General features: G+C 68.9%; 24 protein-coding genes. 5 read left to right on the forward strand and 19 right to left on the reverse strand.

Annotation, left to right across the window (positions count from 1 at the left end; translation table 11 throughout):
• From EV647_RS05035 to EV647_RS05070, 8 genes are all read right to left on the reverse strand, one after another.
• Positions 1-636 (reverse strand): SRPBCC family protein, encoded by a 636-nt coding sequence (locus EV647_RS05035; protein WP_133999089.1) that lies wholly within the window; start codon positions 634-636, stop codon positions 1-3.
• Positions 633-1,487, reverse strand: coding sequence for a xanthine dehydrogenase family protein subunit M (locus EV647_RS05040; protein ID WP_133999092.1), 855 nt, complete (start codon positions 1,485-1,487; stop codon positions 633-635). Before EV647_RS05040 ends, EV647_RS05035 begins: the two co-directional genes overlap by 4 nt.
• On the reverse strand, positions 1,484-3,907 hold the full coding sequence (locus tag EV647_RS05045; RefSeq protein ID WP_133999095.1) for a xanthine dehydrogenase family protein molybdopterin-binding subunit: 2,424 nt from the start codon (positions 3,905-3,907) through the stop codon (positions 1,484-1,486). Before EV647_RS05045 ends, EV647_RS05040 begins: the two co-directional genes overlap by 4 nt.
• Positions 3,904-4,413, reverse strand: coding sequence for a (2Fe-2S)-binding protein (locus tag EV647_RS05050; protein ID WP_133999098.1), 510 nt, complete (start codon positions 4,411-4,413; stop codon positions 3,904-3,906). The genes EV647_RS05045 and EV647_RS05050 overlap by 4 nt, the downstream gene beginning before the upstream one ends.
• An 85-nt stretch (positions 4,414-4,498) precedes the next feature.
• On the reverse strand, positions 4,499-5,686 hold the full coding sequence (locus EV647_RS05055) for an XdhC family protein (RefSeq protein WP_133999101.1): 1,188 nt from the start codon (positions 5,684-5,686) through the stop codon (positions 4,499-4,501).
• Positions 5,679-6,767, reverse strand: a complete 1,089-nt coding sequence (locus tag EV647_RS05060; RefSeq protein WP_133999105.1) for a VWA domain-containing protein — start codon at positions 6,765-6,767, stop codon at positions 5,679-5,681. Before EV647_RS05060 ends, EV647_RS05055 begins: the two co-directional genes overlap by 8 nt.
• Before the next feature lie 7 nt (positions 6,768-6,774).
• Positions 6,775-7,650: a MoxR family ATPase gene (locus tag EV647_RS05065; RefSeq protein ID WP_133999108.1), complete on the reverse strand. Its 876-nt coding sequence runs from the start codon at positions 7,648-7,650 to the stop codon at positions 6,775-6,777.
• Between the two features lie 38 nt (positions 7,651-7,688).
• Positions 7,689-8,264, reverse strand: a complete 576-nt coding sequence (locus EV647_RS05070; protein WP_202876044.1) for an NTP transferase domain-containing protein — start codon at positions 8,262-8,264, stop codon at positions 7,689-7,691.
• Between the two features lie 82 nt (positions 8,265-8,346).
• Between EV647_RS05070 and nadA the strand changes: the two genes are divergently transcribed.
• Complete coding sequence (gene nadA / locus EV647_RS05075) at positions 8,347-9,528, forward strand: quinolinate synthase NadA (protein WP_133999110.1); 1,182 nt, start codon at positions 8,347-8,349, stop codon at positions 9,526-9,528.
• A 279-nt stretch (positions 9,529-9,807) separates the two neighbouring features.
• Here the strand turns inward: nadA and EV647_RS05080 are convergent, their stop codons facing one another.
• The 5 genes from EV647_RS05080 to EV647_RS05100 form a co-directional block, all read right to left on the reverse strand.
• Positions 9,808-10,995, reverse strand: a complete 1,188-nt coding sequence (locus tag EV647_RS05080; protein ID WP_133999113.1) for a glycosyltransferase family 4 protein — start codon at positions 10,993-10,995, stop codon at positions 9,808-9,810.
• Positions 10,995-11,411, reverse strand: a complete 417-nt coding sequence (locus tag EV647_RS05085; protein ID WP_133999116.1) for an adenylyltransferase/cytidyltransferase family protein — start codon at positions 11,409-11,411, stop codon at positions 10,995-10,997. The genes EV647_RS05080 and EV647_RS05085 overlap by 1 nt, the downstream gene beginning before the upstream one ends.
• Positions 11,411-12,136 carry a CDP-alcohol phosphatidyltransferase family protein gene (locus EV647_RS05090; protein ID WP_133999119.1) on the reverse strand — a complete coding sequence of 242 codons (726 nt, stop codon included), beginning with the start codon at positions 12,134-12,136 and terminating at the stop codon, positions 11,411-11,413. Before EV647_RS05090 ends, EV647_RS05085 begins: the two co-directional genes overlap by 1 nt.
• Positions 12,133-12,570 carry an adenylyltransferase/cytidyltransferase family protein gene (locus EV647_RS05095; protein WP_238177037.1) on the reverse strand — a complete coding sequence of 146 codons (438 nt, stop codon included), beginning with the start codon at positions 12,568-12,570 and terminating at the stop codon, positions 12,133-12,135. Before EV647_RS05095 ends, EV647_RS05090 begins: the two co-directional genes overlap by 4 nt.
• A gap of 61 nt (positions 12,571-12,631) precedes the next feature.
• A complete protein-coding gene (locus tag EV647_RS05100; RefSeq protein ID WP_133999122.1) occupies positions 12,632-13,837 on the reverse strand; it encodes a glycosyltransferase in 1,206 nt (401 codons plus the stop codon).
• A gap of 60 nt (positions 13,838-13,897) precedes the next feature.
• Here EV647_RS05100 and EV647_RS05105 point away from each other — a divergent pair, with 60 nt between their 5' ends.
• The 3 genes from EV647_RS05105 (at position 13,898) to EV647_RS05110 (ending at position 17,316) form a co-directional block, all read left to right on the forward strand.
• Positions 13,898-15,463 (forward strand): right-handed parallel beta-helix repeat-containing protein, encoded by a 1,566-nt coding sequence (locus tag EV647_RS05105; protein ID WP_238177038.1) that lies wholly within the window; start codon positions 13,898-13,900, stop codon positions 15,461-15,463.
• The gene (locus tag EV647_RS42820; RefSeq protein ID WP_238177039.1) at positions 15,426-15,599 is read left to right on the forward strand and encodes a hypothetical protein; all 174 of its coding nucleotides are present in this window, start codon (positions 15,426-15,428) and stop codon (positions 15,597-15,599) included. The genes EV647_RS05105 and EV647_RS42820 overlap by 38 nt, the downstream gene beginning before the upstream one ends.
• 130 nt (positions 15,600-15,729) lie before the next feature.
• A complete protein-coding gene (locus tag EV647_RS05110) occupies positions 15,730-17,316 on the forward strand; it encodes a right-handed parallel beta-helix repeat-containing protein (RefSeq protein WP_238177040.1) in 1,587 nt (528 codons plus the stop codon).
• Positions 17,317-17,421: 105 nt separating this feature from the next.
• Here EV647_RS05110 and EV647_RS05115 read toward each other — a convergent pair whose 3' ends face one another.
• The 6 genes from EV647_RS05115 to EV647_RS05140 are packed head-to-tail and all read right to left on the reverse strand — an operon-like array spanning position 17,422 to position 23,879.
• Entirely contained in the window at positions 17,422-18,804 is a 1,383-nt protein-coding gene (locus EV647_RS05115; protein WP_133999128.1) for a mannitol dehydrogenase family protein, read from the reverse strand.
• Positions 18,801-19,646, reverse strand: a complete 846-nt coding sequence (locus EV647_RS05120) for an ABC transporter permease (protein WP_133999131.1) — start codon at positions 19,644-19,646, stop codon at positions 18,801-18,803. The genes EV647_RS05115 and EV647_RS05120 overlap by 4 nt, the downstream gene beginning before the upstream one ends.
• Positions 19,643-20,521, reverse strand: a complete 879-nt coding sequence (locus EV647_RS05125; RefSeq protein WP_133999134.1) for an ABC transporter permease — start codon at positions 20,519-20,521, stop codon at positions 19,643-19,645. Before EV647_RS05125 ends, EV647_RS05120 begins: the two co-directional genes overlap by 4 nt.
• Positions 20,518-21,612, reverse strand: a complete 1,095-nt coding sequence (locus tag EV647_RS05130) for an ABC transporter ATP-binding protein (RefSeq protein ID WP_133999137.1) — start codon at positions 21,610-21,612, stop codon at positions 20,518-20,520. The genes EV647_RS05125 and EV647_RS05130 overlap by 4 nt, the downstream gene beginning before the upstream one ends.
• Positions 21,609-22,826, reverse strand: a complete 1,218-nt coding sequence (locus tag EV647_RS05135; protein WP_133999140.1) for an ABC transporter substrate-binding protein — start codon at positions 22,824-22,826, stop codon at positions 21,609-21,611. Before EV647_RS05135 ends, EV647_RS05130 begins: the two co-directional genes overlap by 4 nt.
• A gap of 57 nt (positions 22,827-22,883) precedes the next feature.
• Positions 22,884-23,879, reverse strand: coding sequence for a LacI family DNA-binding transcriptional regulator (locus tag EV647_RS05140; protein ID WP_133781896.1), 996 nt, complete (start codon positions 23,877-23,879; stop codon positions 22,884-22,886).
• Positions 23,880-24,022: 143 nt separating this feature from the next.
• Here EV647_RS05140 and uxaC point away from each other — a divergent pair, with 143 nt between their 5' ends.
• Positions 24,023-25,435, forward strand: coding sequence for a glucuronate isomerase (gene uxaC / locus EV647_RS05145; RefSeq protein ID WP_133999143.1), 1,413 nt, complete (start codon positions 24,023-24,025; stop codon positions 25,433-25,435).
• Position 25,436: the final 1 nt, after the last annotated feature.

A 25,436-nucleotide genomic window follows, 5' to 3' on the forward strand; every position in this document is an offset into this window, starting at 1 on the left:
TCAGCGGCGGAGCAGGCGGCGGAGGAGTAGGGCCAGGGTGGCTCCGATCAGGTAGGGGGCTGCGCGGCGGGCCAGGGCCGGGACGAGTGTGGTGCCGAGGTCCAGCGGGACAGCGTCGGTGTCCGGTGGGGCGCTGGTTGGCGATGACTGCTGTGCGGAAGGCTCGGTTGCCGCCGGGGGTTCTTCGGCAGCCGTGCTCAGCTTGGTGGTCAGACAGGCAGTGAACTGGGCCAGGAGTTTGTCGGACACGTCCTGGATCAGTCCGCGGCCGAACTGGGCGGGCCGGCCGGTGATGGTCAGGTCCGTGTCGACGGTGACCTCGGTGACCCCGGAGTCCGTGCCGGTCAGGCGGGCGGTGACCCGAGCCGTCGCCGTACCGTTGCCGCGTTTGTCCTTGCCCTTGGCCTCGATCACGGCGTGATGGTCGGACTCGTCCCGCTCGAGGAACGTGCCGGTGCCGTTGTACTGCAGCGACACCGGCCCGAGCTTGACCCTGCACGAGCCGGTGAATTCGTCACCCTCGTGCGTCGCCAGGGTGGCGCCGGGGAAACACGGCACCACCCGTTCGAGGTCGTTGAACGCGGCCCAGGTCTCCTCCACGGGCGCCGGTACGACGAACCTGTGCTCGAGCTTCACGCCGTACCTGCCGCGGCCAGGACCGCCCGCCGGGTGAGCACCGTGGCGAGATGTCGCCGGTAGTCCGCGTCACCGTTGAGGTCGCTCCCCGGTGACGTGCCGTCCGCCGCCCGCGCCGCGGCCTCGCGGACGGCCTCCGCGGTCGCGGGCTGCCCCACCAGCGCAGCCTCGACCGCGGTTGCCCGGACCGGGGCCGGGCCCATGTTGCCGAGCCCGACCCGCGCTTCCGCGATCGAGTCGCCGTCCAGCCGTACCGCGGCCGCGACCGAGACGATCGACCAGGCCTGCGCGACCCGGTTGAACTTCTCGTAGTGCGCGCCCCACCCGGTGTACTTCGGCACCCGGACCTCGACCAGCAACTCGTCCTCGCCGACCGCCGTACTGAACACGCCCTGGAAGAACTCCGCGGCGGGCACCGTACGCCGGCCGTCCGCCCCGGCGATCACGAACGACGCGTCCAGCGCGACCGCGACCGCGGGCAGGTCCGCCGCCGGATCCGCATGCGCCAGCGACCCGCCGAACGTCCCGCGGTGCCGGACCTGCGGATCCCCGACCGTTGCCGTGGCCAACGAAATCAGCCGAGCGTGCTCACTGACCAGCGGATCCGACTGCACCGTACTGTGCGGAGTCATCGCGCCGATCACCAGCGCGTCGCCGTCGTCCCGCACTCCGTGCAGCTCGTCGATCTTCTGAATGTCGACAATCACCTCAGGGGCTGCCAGCCGCAACCGCAGCGCCGGCATCAGGCTCTGCCCGCCCGCCAGCACCTTCGCGTCGTCGTGCTCGCGCAGCAACCCGAGCGCCTCGTCCACGCTCGTCGGGCTGAAGTACTCGAACGCCGCCGGAATCATGACCGCGCCTCCTTCTGCTGGGCACTTTCCTGGGCACCTTCCTGGGCACCTTGCTGGATCGCCTTCCAGACCCGGTACGGCGTACACGGCATCTGCACGTCCGTGACCCCGAGCGGCCGCAGCGCGTCGACAATCGCATTGACGACAGCCGGCGTCGACGCGATGGTCCCGGCCTCGCCGACTCCCTTCACACCGAGCTGGTTCGTGGTCGCGGGCGTCTCGGTCCGCGCCGTCTCGAACGCCGGCAGATCCGGCGCCCCCGGCACCAGGTACTGGTCGAACGACCCGGTGACCAGCGTCCCGCCCTCGTCGTGCACCGCCTCCTCGAACAGCGCCTGCGCGATGCCCTGTGCGAGACCGCCGTGCACCTGCCCCTCGACGATCATCGGGTTCACCACCACACCGACGTCGTCGACGCAGACGTACGAGCGGATCTTCGTCGCACCGGTCTCGGTGTCGACCTCGACCGCGCACAGATGCGTGCCGTGCGGGAACGAGAAGTCGTCCGGGTCGAGAGTCGCGTCGGCGTCCAGGCACGCTTCGGCCGAGCCGTCGAGCTTGTGCCCCTGGAAGACCGCGAACGCGAGCTCGGCCATCGTCATCCCGGCGTCGGTCCCGCGCACGCCGTACCGTCCGCCGCTGAAGTCGAGGTCGTCCGCGTTCGCCTCCAGCAGCTGCGCCGCGATCGGCTTCGCCTTCTCGATCACCTTGTCCGCGGCGGCCAGCACCGCCATGCCGCCGACGGCCAGCGACCGCGACCCGTACGTATCCAGCCCGCGTACGGCGACCTGCGTGTCTCCGTGCAGTACCTCGACATCCTCGAACGCCACGCCCAGCCGGTCCGCGACCAGCTGGCTCCACGCGGTCTCGTGTCCCTGGCCGTGCGGACTCGTCCCGGTGACGACCTCGACCTTCCCGGTCGGCAGCATCCGTACCGCGGCGTGCTCCCAGCCACCGCCGACGTACCCCATCGAGCCGAGCCACCGTGACGGGGCCAGGCCGCACATCTCGGTGAACGTCGAGATGCCGATCCCGAGCTGCACCGGGTCGCCGGACTCGCGCCGCTTGCGTTGCTCGGCCCGCAGGTCGTCGTACCCGAACAGCTGGCGCGCCTTCGCGGTCGCGGCCTCGTAGTTGCCGGAGTCGTACCGCAGCCCGGACACCGTCGAGAACGGGAACTCCTCGTGCTTGATCCAGTTCCGCTCGCGGATCTCGAGAGCGTCGACGCCGACCCGGGCGGCGAGCTCGTCCATCAGCCGCTCGATCGCGTACGTCGCCTCGGGCCGGCCGGCGCCGCGGTACGCATCGGTCCACGTCTTGTTCGTGAACACGTTGGTGATGCCCAGGTGGTACGCCGGGAACTTGTAGATCCCGTTGTACATGAAGGCCCCGAGCAGCGGGATCGCCGACGTGACCAGGCCGAGGTACGCGCCCATGTCGGCGATCAGCTCGACCTTCAGCCCGGTGACCGTGCCGTCGGCGTTCGCGGCCAGCGTGACCTGCTGCCACTGGTCCCGGCCGTGGTGCGCGACCATCAACGACTCGGACCTGGTTTCGGTGTATTTACAGGGCTTCCCGGTACGCCGGGCCGCGATGACCGTGAGTACTTCCTCCGGGGTGAACTGCAGCTTGCCGCCGAAACCTCCGCCGACGTCCGGTGCGATCACCCGGATCTTGCTCTCCGGGATGCCGAGCACGAGCGCGATGAAGATCTTCACGAAATGCGGTACCTGGGTCGATGACCAGACGGTCATCTGTTCAGTTGTCGGATCGACGACAATCGACCGCGGCTCCATGAACGCCGGGATCAGGCGCTGCTGGCGGAACTCCTTCTCGATCACGATGCCGCCGTCGCGGGCGGCCGCGATCGCCGCCTCGACGTCGCCACCGGTGCCCGACTCGGCCGAGTCGTACGACCACACCGCGGACACGTTGGTCCCGAGATCCGGATGCGCGATCACCTCGTCGCGGGCGGCCGCCTTGAGTTCGAGGGCTGGTTCGAGCTCGTCGTAGTCGACGTCGACGAGGTCGGCGGCATCGTTCGCCTCGGCCGCAGTACGGGCGATGACCATCGCGACGATCTCACCGGCGAACGCGACGTGGTCGACCGCCATCGACGGGTGGACGGGCGCCTTCTGGTCGGGGATGACGGCCCACGCGTTCGGCAGCGCGCCCTGCTCGTCGGCGATGTCGGCGCCGGTGATCACGGCAACGACGCCGGACGCCGCCTTGGCCGCCTCGGTGTCGATCGCCGTGATCCGGGCGTGCGCGAACGGGCTGCGCACCATCGCGAGGTGCTGCAGGCCGGGCAGCACGATGTTGTCGGTCCAGCGGGTCCGGCCGGTGATCAGCCGGGCGTCCTCCTTGCGCCGGCGCGAGGCGCCGATCTCGGTCGCCGGGCGTTCCTCGGTGGCGGTCATTGCGCACCTCCGGCCGCGCTGTGCTGGACTGCTGCGGGTGCTGCGGGTGCTGCAGCTGCTGCCGCCTGGACGGCCTTGACGATGTTCTGGTAGCCGGTGCAGCGGCAGAGGTTGCCCTCGAGCCCGTGCCGGATGTCCTCGTCGCTCGGATTCGGATTGTCTGCAATCAGATCGATGGATTGCATGATCATGCCTGGCGTGCAGTATCCGCACTGCAAGGCGTGGTTCTCGTGGAAGGCCTGCTGCATCGGGTGCAGCTCGCCGTTCGTCGCGAGCCCTTCGATGGTGGTGATCTCATGACCGTCGGCCTGGACCGCGAGCAACGAGCAGGACTTCACACTCCGCCCGTCCAGGTGAACCGTGCAGGCGCCGCAGTTGCCGGTGTCGCAGCCGACCACAGTGCCCGTCTTCCCCAGTTGCTCGCGCAGATACAGCACGAGCAGCGTGCGCGGCTCCACCTCGTCGGTGAAGCTGCTTCCGTCGACCTTGACCGTGATCCGGGTCATCGCCCCGCCTCCAGATGTCAGCAATCGCCGTACTTTTGATCCTGCTCCTGTTGTGATGTGGACCACAAGAGTCGGTCAGTGCTGATCAGTGGTGGATCGGCCCCGCTGCCGCGGAGAGTCGTTGCCCGGCGCCACCCCACCGCTGGGCGATGATCTCGGCGGCGATGCTCACCGCGGTCTCCTCCGGTGTCCGCGCGCCGAGGTCCAGACCGATCGGGCTCGCGAGTCGCGCCACCTCTTCCTCGGTCAGCCCGGCCTCCCGCAACCGCTTCAGCCGGTCGTCGTGCGTACGCCGCGATCCCATCGCGCCGATGTACGCGACCTGCGGCAGCCGCAACGCGACCTCCAGCAGCGGTACGTCGAACTTCGGGTCATGCGTCAGTACGCAGATCACCGTCCGGTCGTCGATCCGGCCGGCCGCCGCCTCACCGGACAGGTACCGGTGCGGCCAGTCCACGACCACGTCGTCCGCGGACGGGAACCGCGACGCGGTGGCGAACACCGCCCGCGCGTCGCAGACGGTCACGCGGTACCCGAGGAACGACCCGAGGCGCGCGACCGCCGCCGCGAAGTCGATCGCCCCGAACACCAGCATCCGCGGCACCGGCGCGTACGACGACACGAAGACCCGCATCCCCTCCCCCCGCCGCTGCCCGTCCGGCCCGTACTCCAACGTCTCCGATCGTCCGTTTGCCAACAATCCACGCGCATCATCAAGCACCGCATCATCAGCCCGATCCGACCCAAGACTTCCCCGCGCCCCCGCACCCGCCCCAGCGCCGCTTGCCTCCGCGCTAGCAGTGCTAGCTCTCGGCGTCGGGGTCTCGGTGGTCGGCTCTGGACGGATGATCAGGCGGCGGCCGACCCTCTTCGGGTCGGGATGTGCGACGACCATCGCGACCGCGACCGGGCGGCCCTCGGCGATGTCCGCTGCGACCTCCGCCAGTTCCGGGAACGTCGTACGGTCGACCTTCTCGACGAACACGTCGATGATGCCGCCGCAGGTGAGTCCGACCGCGAACGCCGACTCGTCGCTCACGCCGTACCGCTGCAGCACGGGCTCGCCGGACTCGAGGATCTCCTCGCCGAGCTGGTACACCGCGCCCTCGACGCACCCGCCCGACACGCTGCCGACCACCTCCAGCTCAGGGCCGACCAGCATCACCGCACCCGGCGGCCGGGGCGCCGAGTCGAACGTCGCGACAACGGTGCCAACGGCAACCGATTCGCCGGCCTGCCACCACGTCAGCAGCTTGTCGAGCACGTCACGCATCCGCCACCACCTCCAGGAGTTCGGCGAAGCTGGCCAAGCTGTGCCCGGCAACAAGGTCGTCCAGGTGCGGCAGTACGGCGACGATCCCGGCCTGCACCGGCTCGTATCCCCGCTTGCCGCGATGCGGATTCAGCCACACCACGCGATGCGCCAACCCCGCCAGCCGCTGCAGTTGCGCACCGAGCAGCGACGCGTCGCCGCGCTCCCACCCGTCACTGCACACCACGACGACGGCCCGTCGCGCCGTACCGCGTTGACCCCAGCGATCCAGGAACACCTTCAGCACCTCCCCCAGCCGTGTCCCACCCGACCAGTCCGGTACGACGTCACCCGCCAACCGCAACGCGAACTCAGGATCGCGACGCCGCAGCGCCGGGGTGACGCGGGTGAGCCGCGTGCCGATCGTGAAGACCTCGACCGACCGCGGCGCCTGCTGGACCATCACGTGCGCGAGCCGCAGCAGACTGTCGGCGTACGGGCGCATGGAGCCGGAGACGTCGATCAGTACGACGACGCGCCGCGGCCGGACGCCCCGGCGGCGGTAGCGGACACGGCCCGGTTCGCCGACCTGGCGCAGTTGGGCACGCAACGTGCGGCGCGGGTCGATCTCGCCGCGATGGGACGGGCGGCGACGATTCGCGCGGCGCATCGGGGTCTGCGGGCGGAGGGTCCCGAAGAGGCGGGCGAGTTCGGCGCGGTCGGCGGCCGACAGTTCGGCGACGTCGCGGTGCCTGAGGACTTCCGTCGTACTGGCGGACACGTTGAGAGTGTGGTCGCCCTCGGTCTCGTCGGCGCCTTCGCCGAGGTTGGCCTGAACGGAGAGCTGTGGGGTGCGGCTCGGGACGACGCCGCGCGATCGGTCGCCGGTGAACCAGGCCGCGAACACCTCGTCGTACCTCGCGGTGTCGTCGGGGCCGCTGCACAGTGCGGCGCGGCCGGCCCAGTACACGTCCGCGGTCAGGGTGGCGTCGAGAGAAGCAACGGCTTGCAGGAAGAGCTGCACCCGATCGGCCGTGACCGCAAGTCCGGCGTGCCGAAGCGCAGTAGCAAACCCTGCAAGCGCAAGATCTGGAGCTGCCATCGGGGTCTCAGCTCGCCAGCAGGCGGTCGAGGGATTCGCGGACGCGGTCGGTGTCCTCGCGGTACTTGAGGACCGCCCCGAGGGTCGCGGCTGCCGTCTCGACATCGAGTACATCGGCGCCGAGCGCATCGAGCGCGCGCGCCCAGTCGAGCGTTTCCGCGACACCGGGCGGCTTGAGCAGATCGAGCTCACGCATCCGCTGCACCGATCGAGTGACCTGCTCGGCAAGCCGCGCGGACACCGCAGGCAGCCGGGTCCGGACGATCTCGATCTCGCGTGCCAGACCCGGATGGTCGATCCAGTGGTACAGGCACCGTCGCTTGAGCGCGTCATGCACCTCGCGGGTCCGGTTCGAGGTCAGCACGACGATCGGCGGCACCTCAGCGGTGATCGTGCCGAGCTCCGGAATCGTCACCTCGTACGTCGAAAGCACCTCGAGCAGGAACGCCTCGAACTCGTCGTCGGCACGGTCGATCTCGTCGACGAGCAGTACGGCTGGACTTTCGCGGAGGGCCCGCAGTACCGGACGGGACAGCAGGAACCGTTCGTCGAAAAGGCTCTTCTCGACCTCCTCGACCGCCGCGTCGGAACTGGTCGCCTCGACGGTGCGCAGATGCAGGATCTGGCGCGGAAAGTCCCAGTCGTAGAGCGCCTGCGAGGCGTCGATGCCCTCGTAACACTGCAGCCGGATCAGGTCCAGGTCGAGCGCCTCGGCGATAGCGCCCGCGAGCGAGGTCTTGCCGGTGCCCGGCTCGCCTTCCAGCAGCAACGGGCGATGCAACGCGAGCGCGAGATACCCGACCGTGGCCAAGCCCTCTCCGGCTAGATACCCGGTCGCCCGCAGACACTCGGCAAGCTCAGCGGCCGAGCCGACGGCACTCACTCCCTCAGCATTCACCCACTTCCCACGGTTGCCAACCCTCACCCGTGCCCCGGCGGGAGCTCCCCGACCGTGTCGACATCCTCCCCGTCACCCACATCCCCGCACTCGACCAGGACCACCTCGTGTTCCCGCAGGTAGCCCCGAGCCCCCTCGTCGCCCCGCGCCGACGCGATCACCCCGTCCCAATGCGCCCGCCCGATCAGCACCGGATGCCCCGGCACACCCCGGTACGTCGCCCGCACCAGAGCGTCCTCGCCGACGCGGTTCGCAACCCGCCGTACAGCGGCCGCCGTCAGCCCCGGCACGTCCACCGTCGCCACGAGTACCGCGTCCGACAACGTGTCAGTTGAGCGAAGGCCCGCACGGAGGGACGCCCCCATCCCCTCGTCCCAATCGGTTGCCTCGACAACCTCGACCGGCTCGTCGGACAGTTCCCCGCGCACCTGATCCGCGGACGCTCCCACGACCACGACAACGGGCGAGCAGCCGGCCTCGGTGAGTAGACGGGACGTACGGACCACCCACGTCACCCCGTCAGCGTCCCGGACGAGCGCTTTCGGCGTACCCATCCGCCGCCCGGCCCCCGCGGCGAGCACCAGCCCCGCGATCTTCACACCAGGACTGTACTGATTTCACACTCTGAGCAGTGACGTGCCCCACGCGGCGCACCGCGATCGGCGTGCGACGATATCTGACGTGACGACGATCGCAGACGGCTCGAAGTCCCTTCCGTTGCTGTTCCTCGGGCAGAACACCGACCCGCACTCCGAGCGCGGTGTCGAGTGCCCGGGCGCGCTCCCGCCGGCGTCCGACCCGGACCTGGTCGAGCGGGCGCTGAAGGCGAAGGCGGCGCTCGGTGACCAGGTGTTCGTGCTCGGGCACCACTACCAGCGCGACGAGGTGATCCAGTTCGCGGACGTCACCGGTGACTCGTTCAAGCTCGCCCGCGACGCGGCGGCCCGCCCGGACGCGCCGTACATCGTGTTCTGCGGTGTGCACTTCATGGCGGAGTCCGCGGACATCCTCACCAACGACGAGCAGACGGTGATCCTGCCGGACCTTGCGGCCGGCTGTTCGATGGCGGACATGGCGCGTATCCAGCAGGTGGAGGCCGCGTGGGACGCGCTCGCCGACGCCGGCGTCGCGGACGTGACGGTGCCGGTCACGTACATGAACTCCAGCGCCGACATCAAGGCGTTCTGCGGCCGCAACGGCGGCGTCGTGTGTACGTCGAGCAACGCGGAGACCGCGCTCAACCGGGCGTTCGAGCAGGGCGAGAAGGTGCTCTTCCTCCCGGATCAGCACCTCGGCCGCAACACCGCCGTACTGCAGCTGGGACTGTCGCTCGACGACTGCGTGGTCTACGACCCGCACAAGCCGAACGGCGGCCTCACGAACGAGCAGCTCGCGGCCGCGAAGATGATCCTGTGGCGCGGGCACTGCTCGGTGCACGGCCGGTTCACCCCCGAATCGGTCGACGACGTCCGCTCGCGGGTCCCCGGCGTGAACGTGATCGTCCACCCCGAGTGCCGCCACGAGGTGGTCACGAAGGCGGATCAGGTCGGCTCCACGGAGTACATCATCAATGCCCTGGAAACCGCCGAACCCGGTACGTCGTGGGCCGTCGGCACCGAGCTCAACCTGGTCCAGCGCCTCGCGAAGCAGCACACCGACAAGAACATCGTCTTCCTCGACAAGACGGTCTGCTACTGCGCCACGATGAACCGCATCGACCTCCCGCACTTCGTCTGGGCCCTGGAGAACCTCGTAGCCGGTCACGTCGTCAACCCCATCAAGGTGGACGCCGACACCCAGCACTACGCCAAGGTTGCCCTCGACCGAATGCTCGCCCTCCCCGGCAAAACCGCCCGCGACTGAGCTTCACCCCCTCCCGCGTTCCGGTCGGCGTCAGGCGGCCTGGCCGGACTGGGCGAACGCTTGCCGAAGGCTCGTTGCGAGCCGCACTGGACGGTCGAGCTGTGATGCTTCCGGGCCAGAACTCGGTCAGTTCCAGCAGACGACGTACCCCCTCCTCACCCGTCCGCTCGGAGTGCCGCGTCGATGCTCACGACAGCCTGCTCGAACGACGTCGTACAGGCGGACTCGACCGCCGCACGGGACGCGCTCGTTGCCAACCGGGCGCCTGCGGGGGTGGGGTTAGCGGGAGACGCGGGCGGGGGTGTACCAGTCGGCCAGGAGGTCGGGGAGGCGGTCGGGGCCCCAGCGGTCTACTGGGGTGATTCGGCCGCGTAGCGAGGCGAGACCCTTCGCGAGTTCGCCTACTACGTCGCCTTGCCAGGGGACGGTGACGCCTTCGTCGGGGCCGACGATGACGGCGGGGCCGCCGCGGTTCACGCAGACCACGGGGCAGCCGGAGGCGAGGGCCTCGGTGACGGCCCAGCCGGCGGCTTCGCGGAACGCGGGGGCAAGGAGGGCGTCGGCGCGGAACATGGCCGCCAGCACCTCCTCGCGAGGCAGGGCGCCCATGAACTCGACACGATCGCGAACACCGAGCTGCCAGGCCAGGCTCTCCGCGCGTCCCCAATCGGGACCGTCGCCGATGATCCGCAGCTCCCAGTTGGCCGCCTCTGGACGGGCGAGCGCGCTGATCGCGAGCAGCACGCCCTTCCACGGGATCAGCCGCCCGACGAACAGCGCCGTCTTCACACCGGGAGCACCGAACGGCTCATAAGGACCGGACGCGGTGAAGCGCCGGATCGCCACGTTGGGCTGGACCACGATCTCGCGAGCGTACGGCGCGAACGCCTCCGCCACATCGTTGTTCTGGGCAACCATGAGGTCGGCGGTCCGCGCCATTCGCCGCCCGGTCGCGCGGCGCCGGAGCCCGGTGTACGCACGGCGTACCAGCTCCCCCACCACACCGCGTGCGCCGAGCCAGTGCGCCATCGACAGCGGCGCGCTCGTCGACCCGCCGACCGGTCCCCAGATCACCTTGGCGGACGACGGTTCGACCACGCCCGCGCCCATCCAGTCGACCGCGAAGGTCAGGTGATGGATCACGTCGAACGACTGCTCCGCATGCAGGCGCCGCGCCGTACGCCGAGCCAGTCCCTGCCACAGCGGGTAGTACCAGTACACGTCCGAGGGCCGTCGCCGCAGCCGGAGGATCCAGCGAGGCAGCTCGAGCGGTACGACGGTCAGACCGGGCACCGGCCGCGCCGCGAGCTCTTCCTCGATCTCGTGCACGAACTTGCCCCGGGTCAGCAGCCAGACGTCGTGGTCCCGCGCCGCCGCCTTGGCCCACGCCCACCCCGCGCCCGGCTCGGAGCCGCCCGTCGGCCGGCAGGCGTACGCGCTGAGCAGTACCTTCGGCCGGCCGTACATCAGCTCATCCCCTCCAGGAGCCTGCGCAGATCCGTGCTCGAGGTGGAGGCGGTGTACGGGAAATAGTGCACCTGTGCGCCGACCTCACCCAGCAGTCTTTCCAGTCTCTTCCCCTTTTCCGTTCCCTTCCAGTCATCGCCCTTGAAGAGAACGTCGTACCGCAGCTGCTGCCACATCTCGAACTTGTCGCTCGACCAGTCGCTGACCACCTCGTCGACAAGGTCGAGCGCCCGGATGACATCCATCCGTTCCTGGTGCGGAACCACCGGCGGCCGGCCCTTGATCCGGGTGACGACATCGTCCTCGACGACCCCCGCGATCAGGTGGTCGCAGTACTCGCGGGCGCGGCGCAGGATGTTCAGATGCCCGATGTGGAACATGTCGTACACCCCGGGCGCGTACCCGACGATCGCCATCAGGCGCGCACCCCCAGCGCGGCCATCTCCCGGTACCACTTCCGGACCGCGGCCGCGAGGAAAAGGACGTTCAGCACCAGCAGAGCGCCGTACAGCACGACGAACAACGACGGCGTACCGAAGGCGAGGAAGACCAGGCACAGTACGCCGTAGTCGGTCGGTGCGATGAGCAACGACTTCACCACGGAATCGCCGCGCACGTTGGGTTTCGAGGAGGCGTCGTGCCGCCGGCGGAGCTGGTCGATCAGGATCAGCCCGAAGAACAGCACCGACGACACGCAGACGTACGCGAGCGGGACCAGCAGCACCAGATCGTTGTCAAAGGCATCGAAACGGTAGAACGAGATCAGTACGGCGCTGTGCAGCAGCACGATCTTGACCGCGTCGATCATGTGGTCGAGCCACTCCCCCAGCGGGGACCCGCCGCCGCGCAGCCGGGCCAGCTGCCCGTCCGCGGAGTCCAGCCCGTACCCGAGGACGAGCAACAACGTCACCGCCAGCGCCAGGCCGAGTGACGGGCGCACGCAGGCCAGCAGCAGGATCCCGACGAGCGAGCAGAACCCGGACGCGAGGCTCACCTGGTTCGGCGTCCGCCTCCCGAGGAACGCGGCGGCCGCGAACACGCGCCCGATCCGCCGGTTCACGAATCGTGAGTACGCCGGCGTACCGGCCGACGGCTTCTGCGCCCGGGAAAGCTGCGCGACGGTGTCTCGCAGCCCACTCATGCGACGTTCGAACTGCGGGACTGCCGCTGGTCGATCGCGGCACGCAGGATCGGGCTGCGCGAGCCGCGGCCGGCGGGCAGGACGGTGATCAGCCCGGCCGGAATCCCGTCGAGCTCGCCCACCCCCAGCACGCCGTCCGTGGCGCCGGCAGCGAACACGGTCTGTACTCCCAGTACGCCGGTCAGCCAACCGGACCGTACGTCGTCCACGGCAACCACCTCGTCGACGCAGCGCAGGTGCTCGAGGATCTGTGCCCGCTCGAGCAGCGGCACGAACGGCCGCCCGCCCCACGCGTCCAGCGCCCAGTCGTCGGACAGCACCGCCACGACGAGCCGGTCGCAGTGCCGCCGCGCCCGCTCGAGCACGTCGACATGGCCTACGTGGAACAGGTCGAAGACTCCAGCCACGCAGCCGACCCGGGGCACACTGCCCACAGTTACATCCCCCAACGCGAACTCCTGAATTCCGTCCGGAACGACGCTGCCCCCTGCGTCTTCATACCCGTGGTTCCGTGCGCGCCCGGCCGCTGGCGGAGTGCCGGGCGATCGCATCGGTGTAGATCCTTTCCATGGCCACCAGGTCACGCTCCGGTGTGAAGCGCTCCAAATAGACCTGACGGGCTCGTTCGCCGAAGGCTATCGAAGTCTCGGGATCAGCCACCAACCCGATCGCCTTCCGCAATCCTTCCGGATCGCCGGGCGCGGTCAGTACACCGGATTCGCCGTCGTCGACGAGCTCCGCGAGCGCCCCGAGCCGGGACGCGACCACGGGCACACCGTGCGCGAAAGCCTCGACCACCACGAGCCCGAAACTCTCATACGAACGGGCCGGTACGACGGCGGCGCGCGCAGACCGCAGCTGTTCCATGCCGTCCGCCCAGGGCAGTTGACCAAGCACCTGAATCGACAGGTCTTTCCGGGCGCGTTCCTCGGCCCCCGCCCGCAGCGGACCATCGCCCACCACCACCAATCGGCCGAGCGACGCGTCCCACGCCTGCAGGAGATCCGCGAACCCCTTGTCCTCGCTCAACCTTCCGAGGAACACCACCGCGTCCCCCGCGCCGCTGCGTACCGCACCTGAATGCGGTACGGCGTGCGGCTTCACCACGAACCGCTCCGGATCGAACCCGGCCGCGGCGTACCGGTCCCGCACGAACTCGGACGGTACGACGAACGTCCCGACGTACCGCTGCCACGTGTGCAAGGCGTTGTGCACGCCGATGCTCGTCGCCAGCGGCAAGGTCTGCACCCGCGAATCGCGGTAACAACCGTGCTTCACGGCCGCCAGCGGCACCTTCCCGATGCACGACTCACACGGCCCGCCGTCACGCTGCAGGACACCGTTCGCACACAGCAGCCGGAAGTTGTGCAGCGTTGCCACGACCGGGAGGTCCAGCCGGTACGCCGCCCGCAGCACCGAGGGGCTGAACAACGGGAAAGTGTTGTGCACATGCACCACATCGGGCCGCTGCGCCTGCAATAGCTGTGTTAAATCGCGTTCCGCCGAAAATGACCAAACGGAGCGAAACGGTAACAGAGCGCGATCTTTTCGCCCCATCTCGGCGATGTCGTCGCTGTTTCGGGCGTAAAGGTCGACTTCATGTCCTGAGTTACGCAACAAATCAACCGTTTGCGCGACAACCGTGTTCTCACCGCTGGGTTGACCGGTCCGGTAACGGTTGTGCAACATGGCGACCCGCATGGCACTACCTTAAGTCCCCGAGTAACTACGCCTGGTCTCGCCCGCTCCCAGGAGAGTGCATTGAGGAAGTTGTGGTTCGCAGCGCTCATCGCTGCGGCGGCGGCCGTCGTCACGGTCGCGGTGCCGGTCATCGCAGGAGAGAACAAGGCGACGACCGCGGCGAAGTCCGAGCAGGCCGCGTCTCGCGTGCTGCCCTCGCACAGCCCGGGTAAGACCACCACGGCGAAGCCCGGTACGAGCCGGCCGAAGACCACAGCTACGACCGCGCCGCCGAAGAAGCCGGGTACGACGCCGCATCCGACCCGCAAGCCGACCACGTCGGCGACGCCGAGCAAGCCGGTCGAGCCCAAGCTCCCGAAGCCGCCCGGCGTCGACTCCGACGTGGCCGGCCCTGCCGTCGCCGGGCCGTGCGTCGGCACGGTGATCAAGCCCGGCCAGAATGCCCAGTCGATCGTGAACTCCAAGCCGGCCGGTACGACGTTCTGCTTCGCGGCAGGCCTGCACCGGATCACCGACACGATCCGCCCGAAGGCGAACCAGGTGCTGGCGAGCGCGCAGCGCGCCGTACTCACCGGGTCGGTGCCGCTGAGCGGGTGGGCCAAGTCCGGGTCCGTCTGGGTTGTGCGGGGTGCGCTGCCGTCGGCGTACGGCAAGAGCGGTGAGTGCGAGGACAACAAGGCGAACATCTGCTACTTGCGGGAGCAGTTGTTCCTCGACGACACGCACCTGACGCGGGTCGCGAGTGTCGCGGCGGTCAAGGCCGGCAAGTTCTACGCCGACTACGCGGCGAACGCGATCTACCTCGGCAGCAACCCGACCGGTCACGACATCGAGATGTCGAAGACGGCGACGGCGATCGAGTCGGGCGCCAGCGGCGTGGCCGTGCGCGGCCTCACCATCGAGCACTTCGCCAGCGCACCGCAGGCCGGGGCGCTCGTCTCCGGGCCCGGCTGGAAGGTGACGGCCAACGACGTCCGCTGGAACCACGCGGTCGGTGTGATGCTGGTGAAGGCGAACAGCACCAAGGTCGACAAGAACCTGATCCACCACAACGGCCAGCTCGGCCTCGGGCAGTACAGCTCGACCGCGGCCGCCGTCACCCGGAACGTGATCAGCTCCAACAACACCGACGGCTTCTGGATCGCCGACTGGGAGTCCGGCGGCATCAAGTCCACCCGGTCCTCGGGAACCGTCAGCGGCAACGTGATCAGGTCCAACCTGGGCATCGGGATGTGGGCCGACGTCGCCGACGACGGCCGGGTGATCAGCGACAATCAGATTGCCGGCAATGCGGCGGACGGCATCCGGTACGAGATCAGCCGCAACGGCACGATCGAAGGCAACACGGTGACCGGCAACGGCTTCGGCACCGGCCGCGGATCCGGTACGTCGCTGTGGGACGGCGGCGGGATCAACGTGAACACCTCGACCGGGGTCACCATCAAGGGCACGGGTGTCGGGCAACGTGAACGGCGTGACGATCCAGTCCCGGACCCGCGGCAGCGGGCCGTGGGGCACCTACCTGCTGCGCGACGTCCGGGTCAGCGGGAACACGATCGAGATGACCGGCGGGACCCAGGCCACCGGCATGGTCCAGAACTCCGGCGCCACGGTGCCGGCCGGTGAAGTGGTCTTCAGTGGCAACAAGTACGTCCTCGACGACCTCGGCACCCAGCGGTTCGCCCGGTTCGGCACCAAGCTCACCGCCGCCGGCTGGCAGGACGCCGGCCTGGACACAGTCGGCAGCTTTCTCGCGAATTGACCGCTTGCCTTTCGCAACATGTTTGTGCGCTACGTATTGCCATGACTACGTGACGTAGGGGTAATCTGCGTAGCGAAGCCGCGCCATGGGGGGTGCGCTCAGGGCTACCTGTGCCACCGGAGGCTCCTCTATGAGAACAGCAGTCGTTGCAGTTGTTGCAGTCGGCACCAGTCTGGTTGCCGTCAGCCCCCTGCCTGCGCAGGGCACCCTCACTCCACCTGCAACCATTCCACCTACCGCCGCTCCGTCCGCCACCGTTCCGCCGGCCGACGGCACGTTCCGGACCGGTCCCGCGGTGGCGCCCGCCTGCAGCGGTGTGCCGATCCGCACCAGCGACAACGCCGCCCGGATCGTCGAGGACGCACCGACCGGGACGACGTTCTGCTTCACGCGCGGCTGGCACCGGATCACCGAGACGATCCACCCGAAGGCGGACCAGGTGCTCGCCGGTAACGACGGCGCCGTACTCACGGGATCGATCAGACTCACCAAATGGACGCCGAACAACGGCGACTGGGTGACCACCGGAGCCCTGCCACCGGCGTACCCGCAGACCGGGCAATGCGAGGACAACACGGCGAACATCTGCTACCTGGGCGAGCAGCTGTTCCGGGACAGCAAGCACCTGACCCGGGTGGCAACCCGCGACAAGGTTGCCCCCGGCACCTTCTACGCCGACTACGCGGCGAACGCGATCTACCTGGGCAGCGACCCGGCCGGGCACTCGATCGAGATGTCGAAGACGCAGACCGCGATCGAGTCCGGCGCGACCAATGTGACCGTCCGCGGGCTGACGATCGAGCACTTCGCCACCCCGCCGCAGGGCGGTGCGGTGGTGCTCGGCCTGGGCTGGAAGGTGATCGCCAACGACATCCGCTGGAACCACGGGGTCGGCGCGATGCTGGTGAACGCGGACGGCGCCGTACTCGAGAGGAACCACATCCACTCGAACGGCCAGCTCGGCATCGGCCAGTACAGCACGCTGAAGGCAACCATTGCCGCCAACGAGGTCAGCTACAACAACACCGACGGCTTCTGGATCGCGGACTGGGAGTCCGGCGGGATCAAGACCACCTGGTCCAGCGGCGGCTGGGTGAGCGGCAACCTGATCCAGTACAACCGCGGCGTCGGGCTGTGGAGCGACGCGTACGACGACAGCCGCACCTTCAGCAGCAACCAGATCCTCGACAACGCGGCGGACGGGATCCGCTACGAGATCGGCCGCAACGGCGTCATCGAGGACAACGTGGTGAGCGGCAACGGCTTCGGCACCGGCCGCGGATCCGGTACGTCGCTGTGGGACGGCGGCGGGATCAACGTGAACACGTCGTCGAACGTCCAGGTCCGCGACAACGTGGTGGCGAACAACGTCAACGGGATCGCGATCCAGTCCCGCACCCGCGGCTCGGGCCCGTGGGGCACCAACCAGCTCCGCGACATCGTTGTCTCCGGCAACCAGGTGACGATGCGCGGCGGCACCACCGCGACCGGCATGGTGCAGAACGCCGGTGCGGTCATCCCGCCCGGCGAGGTCACCCTGAACGACAACACCTACATCCTCGACAGCCTCACCGCCGAACGCTTCCAGAAAACCGGTGAGTGGTACACGGCGGAGGCATGGCGCACCACCGGCCAGGACACCACCAGCGCCTTCACCCTGGGCAAAGCAATCCTCGACGCCACCGGCATCCTCACCATCCTCCCCACAACCAACTGACCCACTCACAGCCGGATAACGCCTCGTCTGCTCGACGCGGGGCCGGCGGACGACGGTGCCTCTGATCGGGCTGATCACCACCCACTCATCGGACAGGAGAGCCGGTTAGTGGGTCAGGCTGTTGACGTGGTCGATGAGGAGGTCGCGGAAGAGCTGTGAGTCGCGGAGGTCGGGGGTGAAGATGGTGTCCACCGCGAGGAGGGCGTCTACCAGTTTGGTGGGGTCGGTGATGCCTGCTACTGCGGACTTGAGGCGTTCGGACTGGGGGTCGTCGAGCTCCGGGGTCCGTTGGACGTAGACCATCCACGCGGCGACGGCGAGTGCGATCATGCGGGGCTCGGCGCCGGCTGTCAGGCGGTCGCGGACTGTGCCGAGCATCCGGACCGGCAGCTTCACCGAGCCGTCCATCGCGACCTGGCGGGTGCGGTGCTTCAGCGCCGGGTTCTCGAACCGTTCCAGCACGGTCGCGCCGTACGCCGCCAGGTCCAGCCCGTCGGGCGGCGTGAGGGTCGGTACGACGTCGTCGGTCATCAAGTGCCGTGCGAGCCCACCTAGCTCCTCGTCGCGGACCGCCTCGGCGATCGTCTCGTACCCGCGCAGCGCACCGAGGTACGCGAGCATCGAGTGCGTGGCGTTGAGCATCCTCAGCTTGGCCTGCTCCCACGGCGCGACATCACCGGTGAGTACAGCGCCACCACGCTCCCAGGCGGGACGTGCACCCGCGAAATCGTCCTCGATCACCCATTGCAGGAAGGGTTCCGCGACCACCACGGCCTCGTCCCGTACGCCGAGCAGCCGAGCGGCCTCGTCACGGTCCGCGTCGGTCGTCGCCGGCACGATCCGGTCCACCATGCTGGCCGGGAACCGCGTCCCGTCGAACGACGAGGGAACCTTGCCCAACGCATCGAAGTACTCCGTCACCAGTGTGCGCAGGAAGGGCCCGTTGGCCACCAGGTTGTCGCAGGAGACGATCGTCAGCGGCTCTTCGCGACGGGCGATCGCCGCCGCCAGCTGGCCGACGACCGTGCGCGGCGGGCGGCCGGTCAGGTCGGCCTGGATCTCGGGGTCGTCCAGGTTCAGCCCGGCGCCGGCGGCCCGGTACCCCTTCTCGGTGACGGTCAGCGTCACCACTGACACCGCCGGGTCCGCGATCCGCGCGACCACCGCCTCCGGGTCCTCGGGCACGGTCAGTACCTCGCGGACGCTGCCGATCACCTGAACCGACGGCTCACCGAGACCGCGCTCGAGGACGGAGTACAGCCCGTCCTGCGGCGCCAACTGGTCCCGGACCGTGGTGGAGCGCTGGCTCACGCCGGTGATGCCCCACCGGGTCTCGCCGGTTTCGACTGCCGCCCGTTCGGTGACGACGGCCTGGTGGGCGCGGTGGAACGCACCGATCCCCAGATGGACGATGCCGACCGACAACGCCTTCGGGTCGACCGCGGGGGCGACGGGGAGGTTGGTGAGACTCAGCCTGCTCGAACTCATTCGGAGGGTTCTTCCTTCACTCGGGCGACCAATTGGGTCGGGTTGACGAAGCGCAGTGCCACCACCAGAAGTACCAGCATCATCGCGGTGTAGATCACGGCCATCGCATCGACGGACTGTTGCGCCCGGATCCCGGCCGCGGACATCGAGTAGTACAACGCGACCACGAGCGTCTGGGAGTCCGGCCCGGCGGTGAGGAACGTCAACTCGAACATTCCGACGGTCCGGACCAGCACCAGGATCGCCGAGGCCAGCAGGCCGGGGACGAGCAGCGGCGCGAGGATCTTCAGGAACACCGCGCGGGTCCCGGCGCCGAGCATCCGGGCCGCGTCCTCGATCCGTGGGTCGACCTGCTCGATGAACGGCGTCATCGTGAGGATCACGAACGGCACCGACGGCACCAGGTTCGCCAGCACGACACCGGACAGGTGCCCCGCCAAACCGAACTTGTAGAGCACGGTCGCGAGTGGGATGCCGTACGTGATCGGAGGCATCAGGATCGGCAGCAGGAACGTCAGGTACACCAGCCGCTTGCCGGGGAAGTTCTTCCGGGCCAGCACGTACGCCGCGGGGGCGCCGACGAGCACCGACAGTACGACGACCAACGCGGACACGAGCAGTGTGACGACGATGACGTGGAACAACGTGAACTCTCGCCACGCGTCGCCGTACCACTGGGTGGTGAAACCGCTCGGGAACCACGTGTCGAACCACTTCTTGCCGAACGAGCTGACCAGCACCGACAGCACGACGCCGGCGAGGTTGACGAAGAAGAACACGACGACGGCCCAGACCACCCAGCCCAACGGGGTGGCGCGAACGGGCCCGAACTTCCGGCTCATCCCTTGCCTCCCGTCGATCCGGAGTAGAGCCGCGACCGCCACACCAGCACGATCGCCACGACGACCAGCTCCACCGCGCCCATCACCATCGCGATCGCCGACGCGTAGGAGTAGTCGTACTGCTCGTACGCCGCCTGGTACGCCGCCAGCGAGATGACACGGGTGGATCCGGCCGGGTTGCCGACCAGCACCGCGGACGGGAACACCGAGAACGCGAGTACGAATGTCAACAAGAAGGTTGTCGCCAATCCGGGTGCCAACAACGGCAGGGTGATCCGCCGGAACCGCTGCGCGCGGGAGGCGCCGAGGGTTGCCGCGGCCCGTTCGAGCGTCGGGTCGATCCCGGACAGGTACGACAGCACGAGCAGGAACGCGAACGGGAACCCGGTGATGACGAGCGAGAAGAACACGCCCCAGTAGTTGTTCGTCAGGCGGATCGGATTGTCAACAATGTGCAGGCTGAGCAGCACGCGGTTGAGCCAGCCGGTCGGGCCGAGGTAGTTCAGCAGTCCCTGCGCGGTGAGCACGGTCCCGAGGGTGATCGGTACGACGAGGATCGTGGTCAGCAGCCGCTTGCCGCGGAACCGGCCCCGCAGGCGGAACGCGATCGGCACGGCAGCCAGCACGTTCAGCAGCGCCGCGGGGAGCGCGATCTTCAGCGTGGTCGCGATCGTGTCGCGCTGGTACGCGTCGCCGAAGAACTTGTCGTAGTTGGCCAGGACGCCGCCGCCCTGCATGGGCTGGAACGACAGGCTGAGCCCGTACAGGAACGGGTAGACGAACAGCAACAGGACGAAGATCGTGGCCGGGAGCAACAACCACAGGCGGCGGTCGACACCGCGCTCGGCCAGCCGGTGCTGCCAGGTCGCGCTCATGACGGATACACCAGGAGCCGCCCGGGCGTGACGGTCAGCGCCACTTGCTCCCCCGCCTCGACCCGCCGCTCCGTCCGGACGTGCAACCGCACCGGATCCTGCGCCACGCCGCCTTGGACACCGCCGTCCAGAACCACCTCGACCGCCCGTTCGCGGCCCTGGTACTCGACGACCTCGACAAGCCCTTTCACACCTTGATCCGCGAGCTTCACGTCCTCCGGCCGTACGGCGGCGATCACGTCGTCCCCAGGCGCGACAGGCCCCTGCGCGGACCCACGGATCGCCGTACCGCCGAGATCCACGGTCACCTGGTCACCGTTCAGCTGCGACGCCTTCAGCGGCAGCAGATTCCGGTAGCCCATGAAGTCGGCGACGTGCCACGTCGACGGCTTGGTGTGCACCTCCTCGGGCGTGCCGATCTGCTGCACCTTGCCCTGTCGCATGACGACCAGGCGGTCGGCCATGCTGAGCGCCTCTTCCTGGTCGTGCGTCACGTACACGGTGGTCAAGCCGAGCGACTGGTGCAGCCGGCGGATCTCGGTGCGCATCTCCAGCCGGAGCTTGGCGTCCAGGTTGCTCAGCGGCTCGTCCATCAGCACGAGCGAAGGCTCGAGTACGGTCGCGCGGGCGATCGCCACCCGCTGCTGCTGACCGCCGGACAGCTGGCCGGGCAGCTTGCTCGCGTGCTCGGTCAACTGCACCATCTCGATCGCCTCGGTGGTCCGCCGCTGCACGTCGGACTTCGGCAGGTTGCGCATCCGCAGCCCGAAGGCGATGTTGTCCCGGACGGTCAGGTGCGGGAACAGCGCGTAGTTCTGGAAGACCATTCCGAAGCCGCGCTTCTCCGGCGGAAGCGTGTCGACCCGCCGATCGTCCTGCCAGATCGAGCCCGCGGTCAGCGGGAGCAGGCCGGCCAGGCAGTTCAGCGCGGTCGACTTTCCGCAACCGGACGGACCGAGCAGGGCGATGAACTCGCCCCGCTCGATGGTCAGGTCGAGCTCGGACAGCGCCGCCGGGGTGTCCGGCGCACCGAAGCGGCGGGTGACACCGTCGAGCCGGAGCTGCTCGAAGTTCGAGGTCGACGAGGTCACGACTTCTTCACCTTGCTGCCGCCGACCTCGCGGTCCCACTTGTCGAAGGCAGCCACCAGCGCCTTCGCGTCCAGCGGTACCTCTGTCGGATTGTCGGCAATCAACTTGTCGTACTCCGGCCGGCCGAACTCCGAGATCGCGTCCTTGCTCTCCTGCGGCGCCTGCGTCAGCTCGACACCCTTGATCGCCGGCCCCGGGTAGAAGTAGCCCTTGTCGTACGCCTTGGCCTGCTGCTCAGGCGTCAGCATGAACTGCAGCAGCTGCAGGATCGCCGCCTGCTTGTCGGTCGACACACCCTTCGGTACGACGGCGTAGTGCGCGTCGGTGACCCAGTGGAAGCCCTGGATCGGCGTGATCGCGGCCTCCTTCGGGACCGTGCCGAGGACGCGCGGGTTGATGTCCCAGCCCGTCGTACTCGCGATGATGTTGGCCGAACCGTTGGCGAGCGCCTTCATCGTGTCGGCGGTGCCGGACGGGTAGAAGTCGACGTACTGGTTGAGTTCCTTGAGGTACGCCCAGGTCTTGTCCCAGCCGTTCACCGGGTCCTTCGGGTCCTTGTCGCCGAGGATGTACGGCAGGCCCATCAGGAACGTGCGGCCGGGGCCGGAGTTCGCGGGCCGGGCGTACATGACCTTGCCCTTGTTGGCCTTCGCGTAGGCGAGCAGGTCGTCGGCCGTCTTGGGCGGCGACGGGACCTTCGACGGCATGTACTCGAGCAGCGGGCCGGACGGGTAGTAGGTGACCGTCACGCCTTCCTTGCCGCCCAGTTCCTGCATCTTGGCCGCGGGCGGCAGGTAGTCCTTCATACCGGGCAGCCGGTCGGAGTACTTCGTCAGCAGATCGGTCCACAGGCCCTGCTCCCGGCCGGCGGCGAGACCGTCGGTGCCGGTCAGCACCAGGTCGATGTCGACCCGGTTCGCGTTCTGCTGGGCCTTGATCTTGCCGGACAGTTCGGGCGCGGGTCCCTTCGAGTACGTGACCTTCGAGATCACGTCAGAGTGCTGCTTGACGAAGTCGTCGATCATCGGTTGGGTCAGCTGCAGATTGCCGGCCACGTCGAGGACGTTCAGCGTCACGGCCTTGGCCGGCTTGTCCGGCACGTCGCCACCGCTGTCGGCGGCGGGTTTGTTCGGCGCCGGGGCGCCGCAGGCGACCAATACGGCCGACACGGCCAACAGGCCGGTGGCCGCGATCAACTTCCGCTGCAGATGCATCGGGTGTCTCCTCGGATCAAGGGCGGCCCGGCACAGCGTCACGACTGGCCGGGTTGATCACTTCTGTGGTGCTGGTCCGGTCGAGTCCCGGACGATCAGTTCCCCGTGCAGTTCCCCGTGCTTCGGACCTTCGGCCGCGCTGTCGGGGTCGTCGAGCATCGCGAGCAGCAGTTCGACGGCGATCCGGCCGGCCTCCTGCTTCGGCAGCCGGACCGTGGTCAGCGCGGGCCGCGCCATCCTGGACATCGCGATGTCGTCGACCCCGACCACGCTCAGGTCGCCGGGAACCGAGATGCCGCGACTGTGCAGGCGGGCCAGCAGACCGATCGCCACCAGGTCGTTGTAGGCCACGACCGCGGTGGCGCCGGTCGCGACCACCTGGTCGGCGGCCGCCATGCCACCTTCGTACGTCGGCGCGAAGTTGCCCACCGGCGCGAGCTCGGCCCGCAGTGCCTCGACCGCGTTCCGCAGGCCGAAACCGCGGTGCTGGGTCGACCAGGATGTCGCCGGCCCACCGACCCACGCGATCCGGCGGTGGCCGAGGGCAACGAGATGCGCGACGGCCTGCCGCATCCCGTCCTCGTTGTCGTAGGCAACCCCCGGCAGACCGACAGCGGTGCGGTTGACGAGTACGACGGTGGTGTCCTGGGCGATCGCCGCCAGCTCCTCGTCACTCGCCCGCGGCGAGCACAGGACGACACCGTCGACCTGCTTGGACAGCGCCCGAACCAGCCCGGCTTCGGCCGCCGGGTCCTCGTCGGTGTCCGCGACGAACACGGCGACGTCGTGGTGGCGGGCACGCGCCTGCACGCCCTTGGTGAGACTGGCGAAGAACGGGTTGGCCAGGTCCGGCACGACCAGGCCGATGGTGCCGGTCCGGCCGGTGATCAGGCCGCGGGCCGCGCGATTCGGCTCGTACCCGAGCTGCTCGACCGCGGCCGCGACGCGGGCCCTGGTGGTCGCATTGACCATGCCGGGCAGCGAGAGCGCACGCGAGACCGTCGACGGCGATACGCCGGCCAGCCGCGCCACATCCCGGATCGTTGCCGCCATCGTCATCTCCTCAGGGGGTCGCGGATGAGTCTGCAATCGGTTGCAGTTTGTGTCAAGCGGTCACCCAACGGACGCTGCCTTGTGCTGACAAGCAGCGGCTGCAATCCTTTGCAGAACACGTTTCAGCCCACATCGGAGGACCCATGCCGAAGGCCCTGCAGCCTCATCCGGACCGCGCCCTGCCGGCAGGCGCCGCGCGGGACGTCGCCCGCCGGATCCACGCCTCGACGAAGGACCTGCCGCTGCTGTGCCTGCACGGTCACGTCGACATCGGGCTGTTCGCCGACGACGCACCGTTCGGCAACCCCGCCGAGCTGCTGGTCGTGCCGGACCACTACGTGACCCGGATGCTGATCTCCCAGGGCGTCTCCCCCGACAGGCTCGGACTCCCCCGTCGCGACGGTCGTCAGACAGCCGAGCCGCGGGAGATCTGGCGGGAGTTCTGCACCAACTGGCACCTGTTCCTCGGCACGCCGAGCCGCTACTGGCTGGAGCACGAGTTCGCCGAGGTCCTCGGCCTCACCGTGCACCCGTCCGCTGAGACCGCCGACGAGCTGTACGACCAGATCATGGCCCGCATCGCGGAGCCCGAGTTCCGGCCGCGAGCGCTGCTGGATCGCTTCAACATCGAGCTGATCTCCACCACCGACGCGGCGACCGACGACCTCGCCCGGCACGCGAAGCTCGCCGCGGACCTGCCGGGCCGAGTGGTCCCGACCTTCCGGCCGGACGCCGTCGCCCACGTCGACCGGGACGGCTGGCCCGCGCTGATCGCGCAGCTCGGCGCGCTGGCCGACGTCGACACCTCGACGTACGACGGGTTCCTGCAGGCGATCCGGCAACGCCGGCAGGCGTTCGTCGCGGCCGGTGCGCGCGCCACCGACCACGGTCACCTGAGCGCGGCCGCCGTACCGCTGACCGATGCGGAGGCCGGGCGGATCTATGCCCGTGCGTTGAAGGGTGACGTGACGGCCGAGGACGCGGCGGCGTTCGCGGGACACATGCTGTACCAGTCGGCGGTGATGTCGGCCGAGGACGGACTGGTGATGCAGCTGCACCCCGGCGTACTGCGGGACCACGACCCGGCGATCTTCGCGACGTACGGGCCCGACCAGGGACACGACATCCCAGTGGCGACCGAGTTCACGCGGTCGCTGCGACCGGTGCTCGAGCGGTTCGGGCACGCCGAGGGCTTCCGGCTGGTGCTGTTCACCGTCGACGAGACCGTGTACTCACGGGAGCTAGCACCGCTAGCAGGCGTCTACCCCGCCGTGCGGCTCGGTGCGCCGTGGTGGTTCCTGGACAGCCCGGACGGCATGCGCCGGTTCCGCGAGCTCGTGACCGAGACGGCCGGTTTCTACAACACCTCGGGCTTCGTCGACGACACCCGCGCGTACCTGTCGATTCCCGCGCGGCACGACCTCGCTCGCCGGATCGACGCCGGCTACCTGGCCGACCTCGTCGTACAGCACCGGCTGGACGAGGACGACGCCCTGCAGATCGCGAAGGCACTCGCGTACGACCTTGCGAAGGACACGTACCTGTCGAACCGGTAGT

Source organism: Kribbella sp. VKM Ac-2566 (assembly GCF_004366005.1).
Lineage (GTDB): Bacteria > Actinomycetota > Actinomycetes > Propionibacteriales > Kribbellaceae > Kribbella > Kribbella pratensis.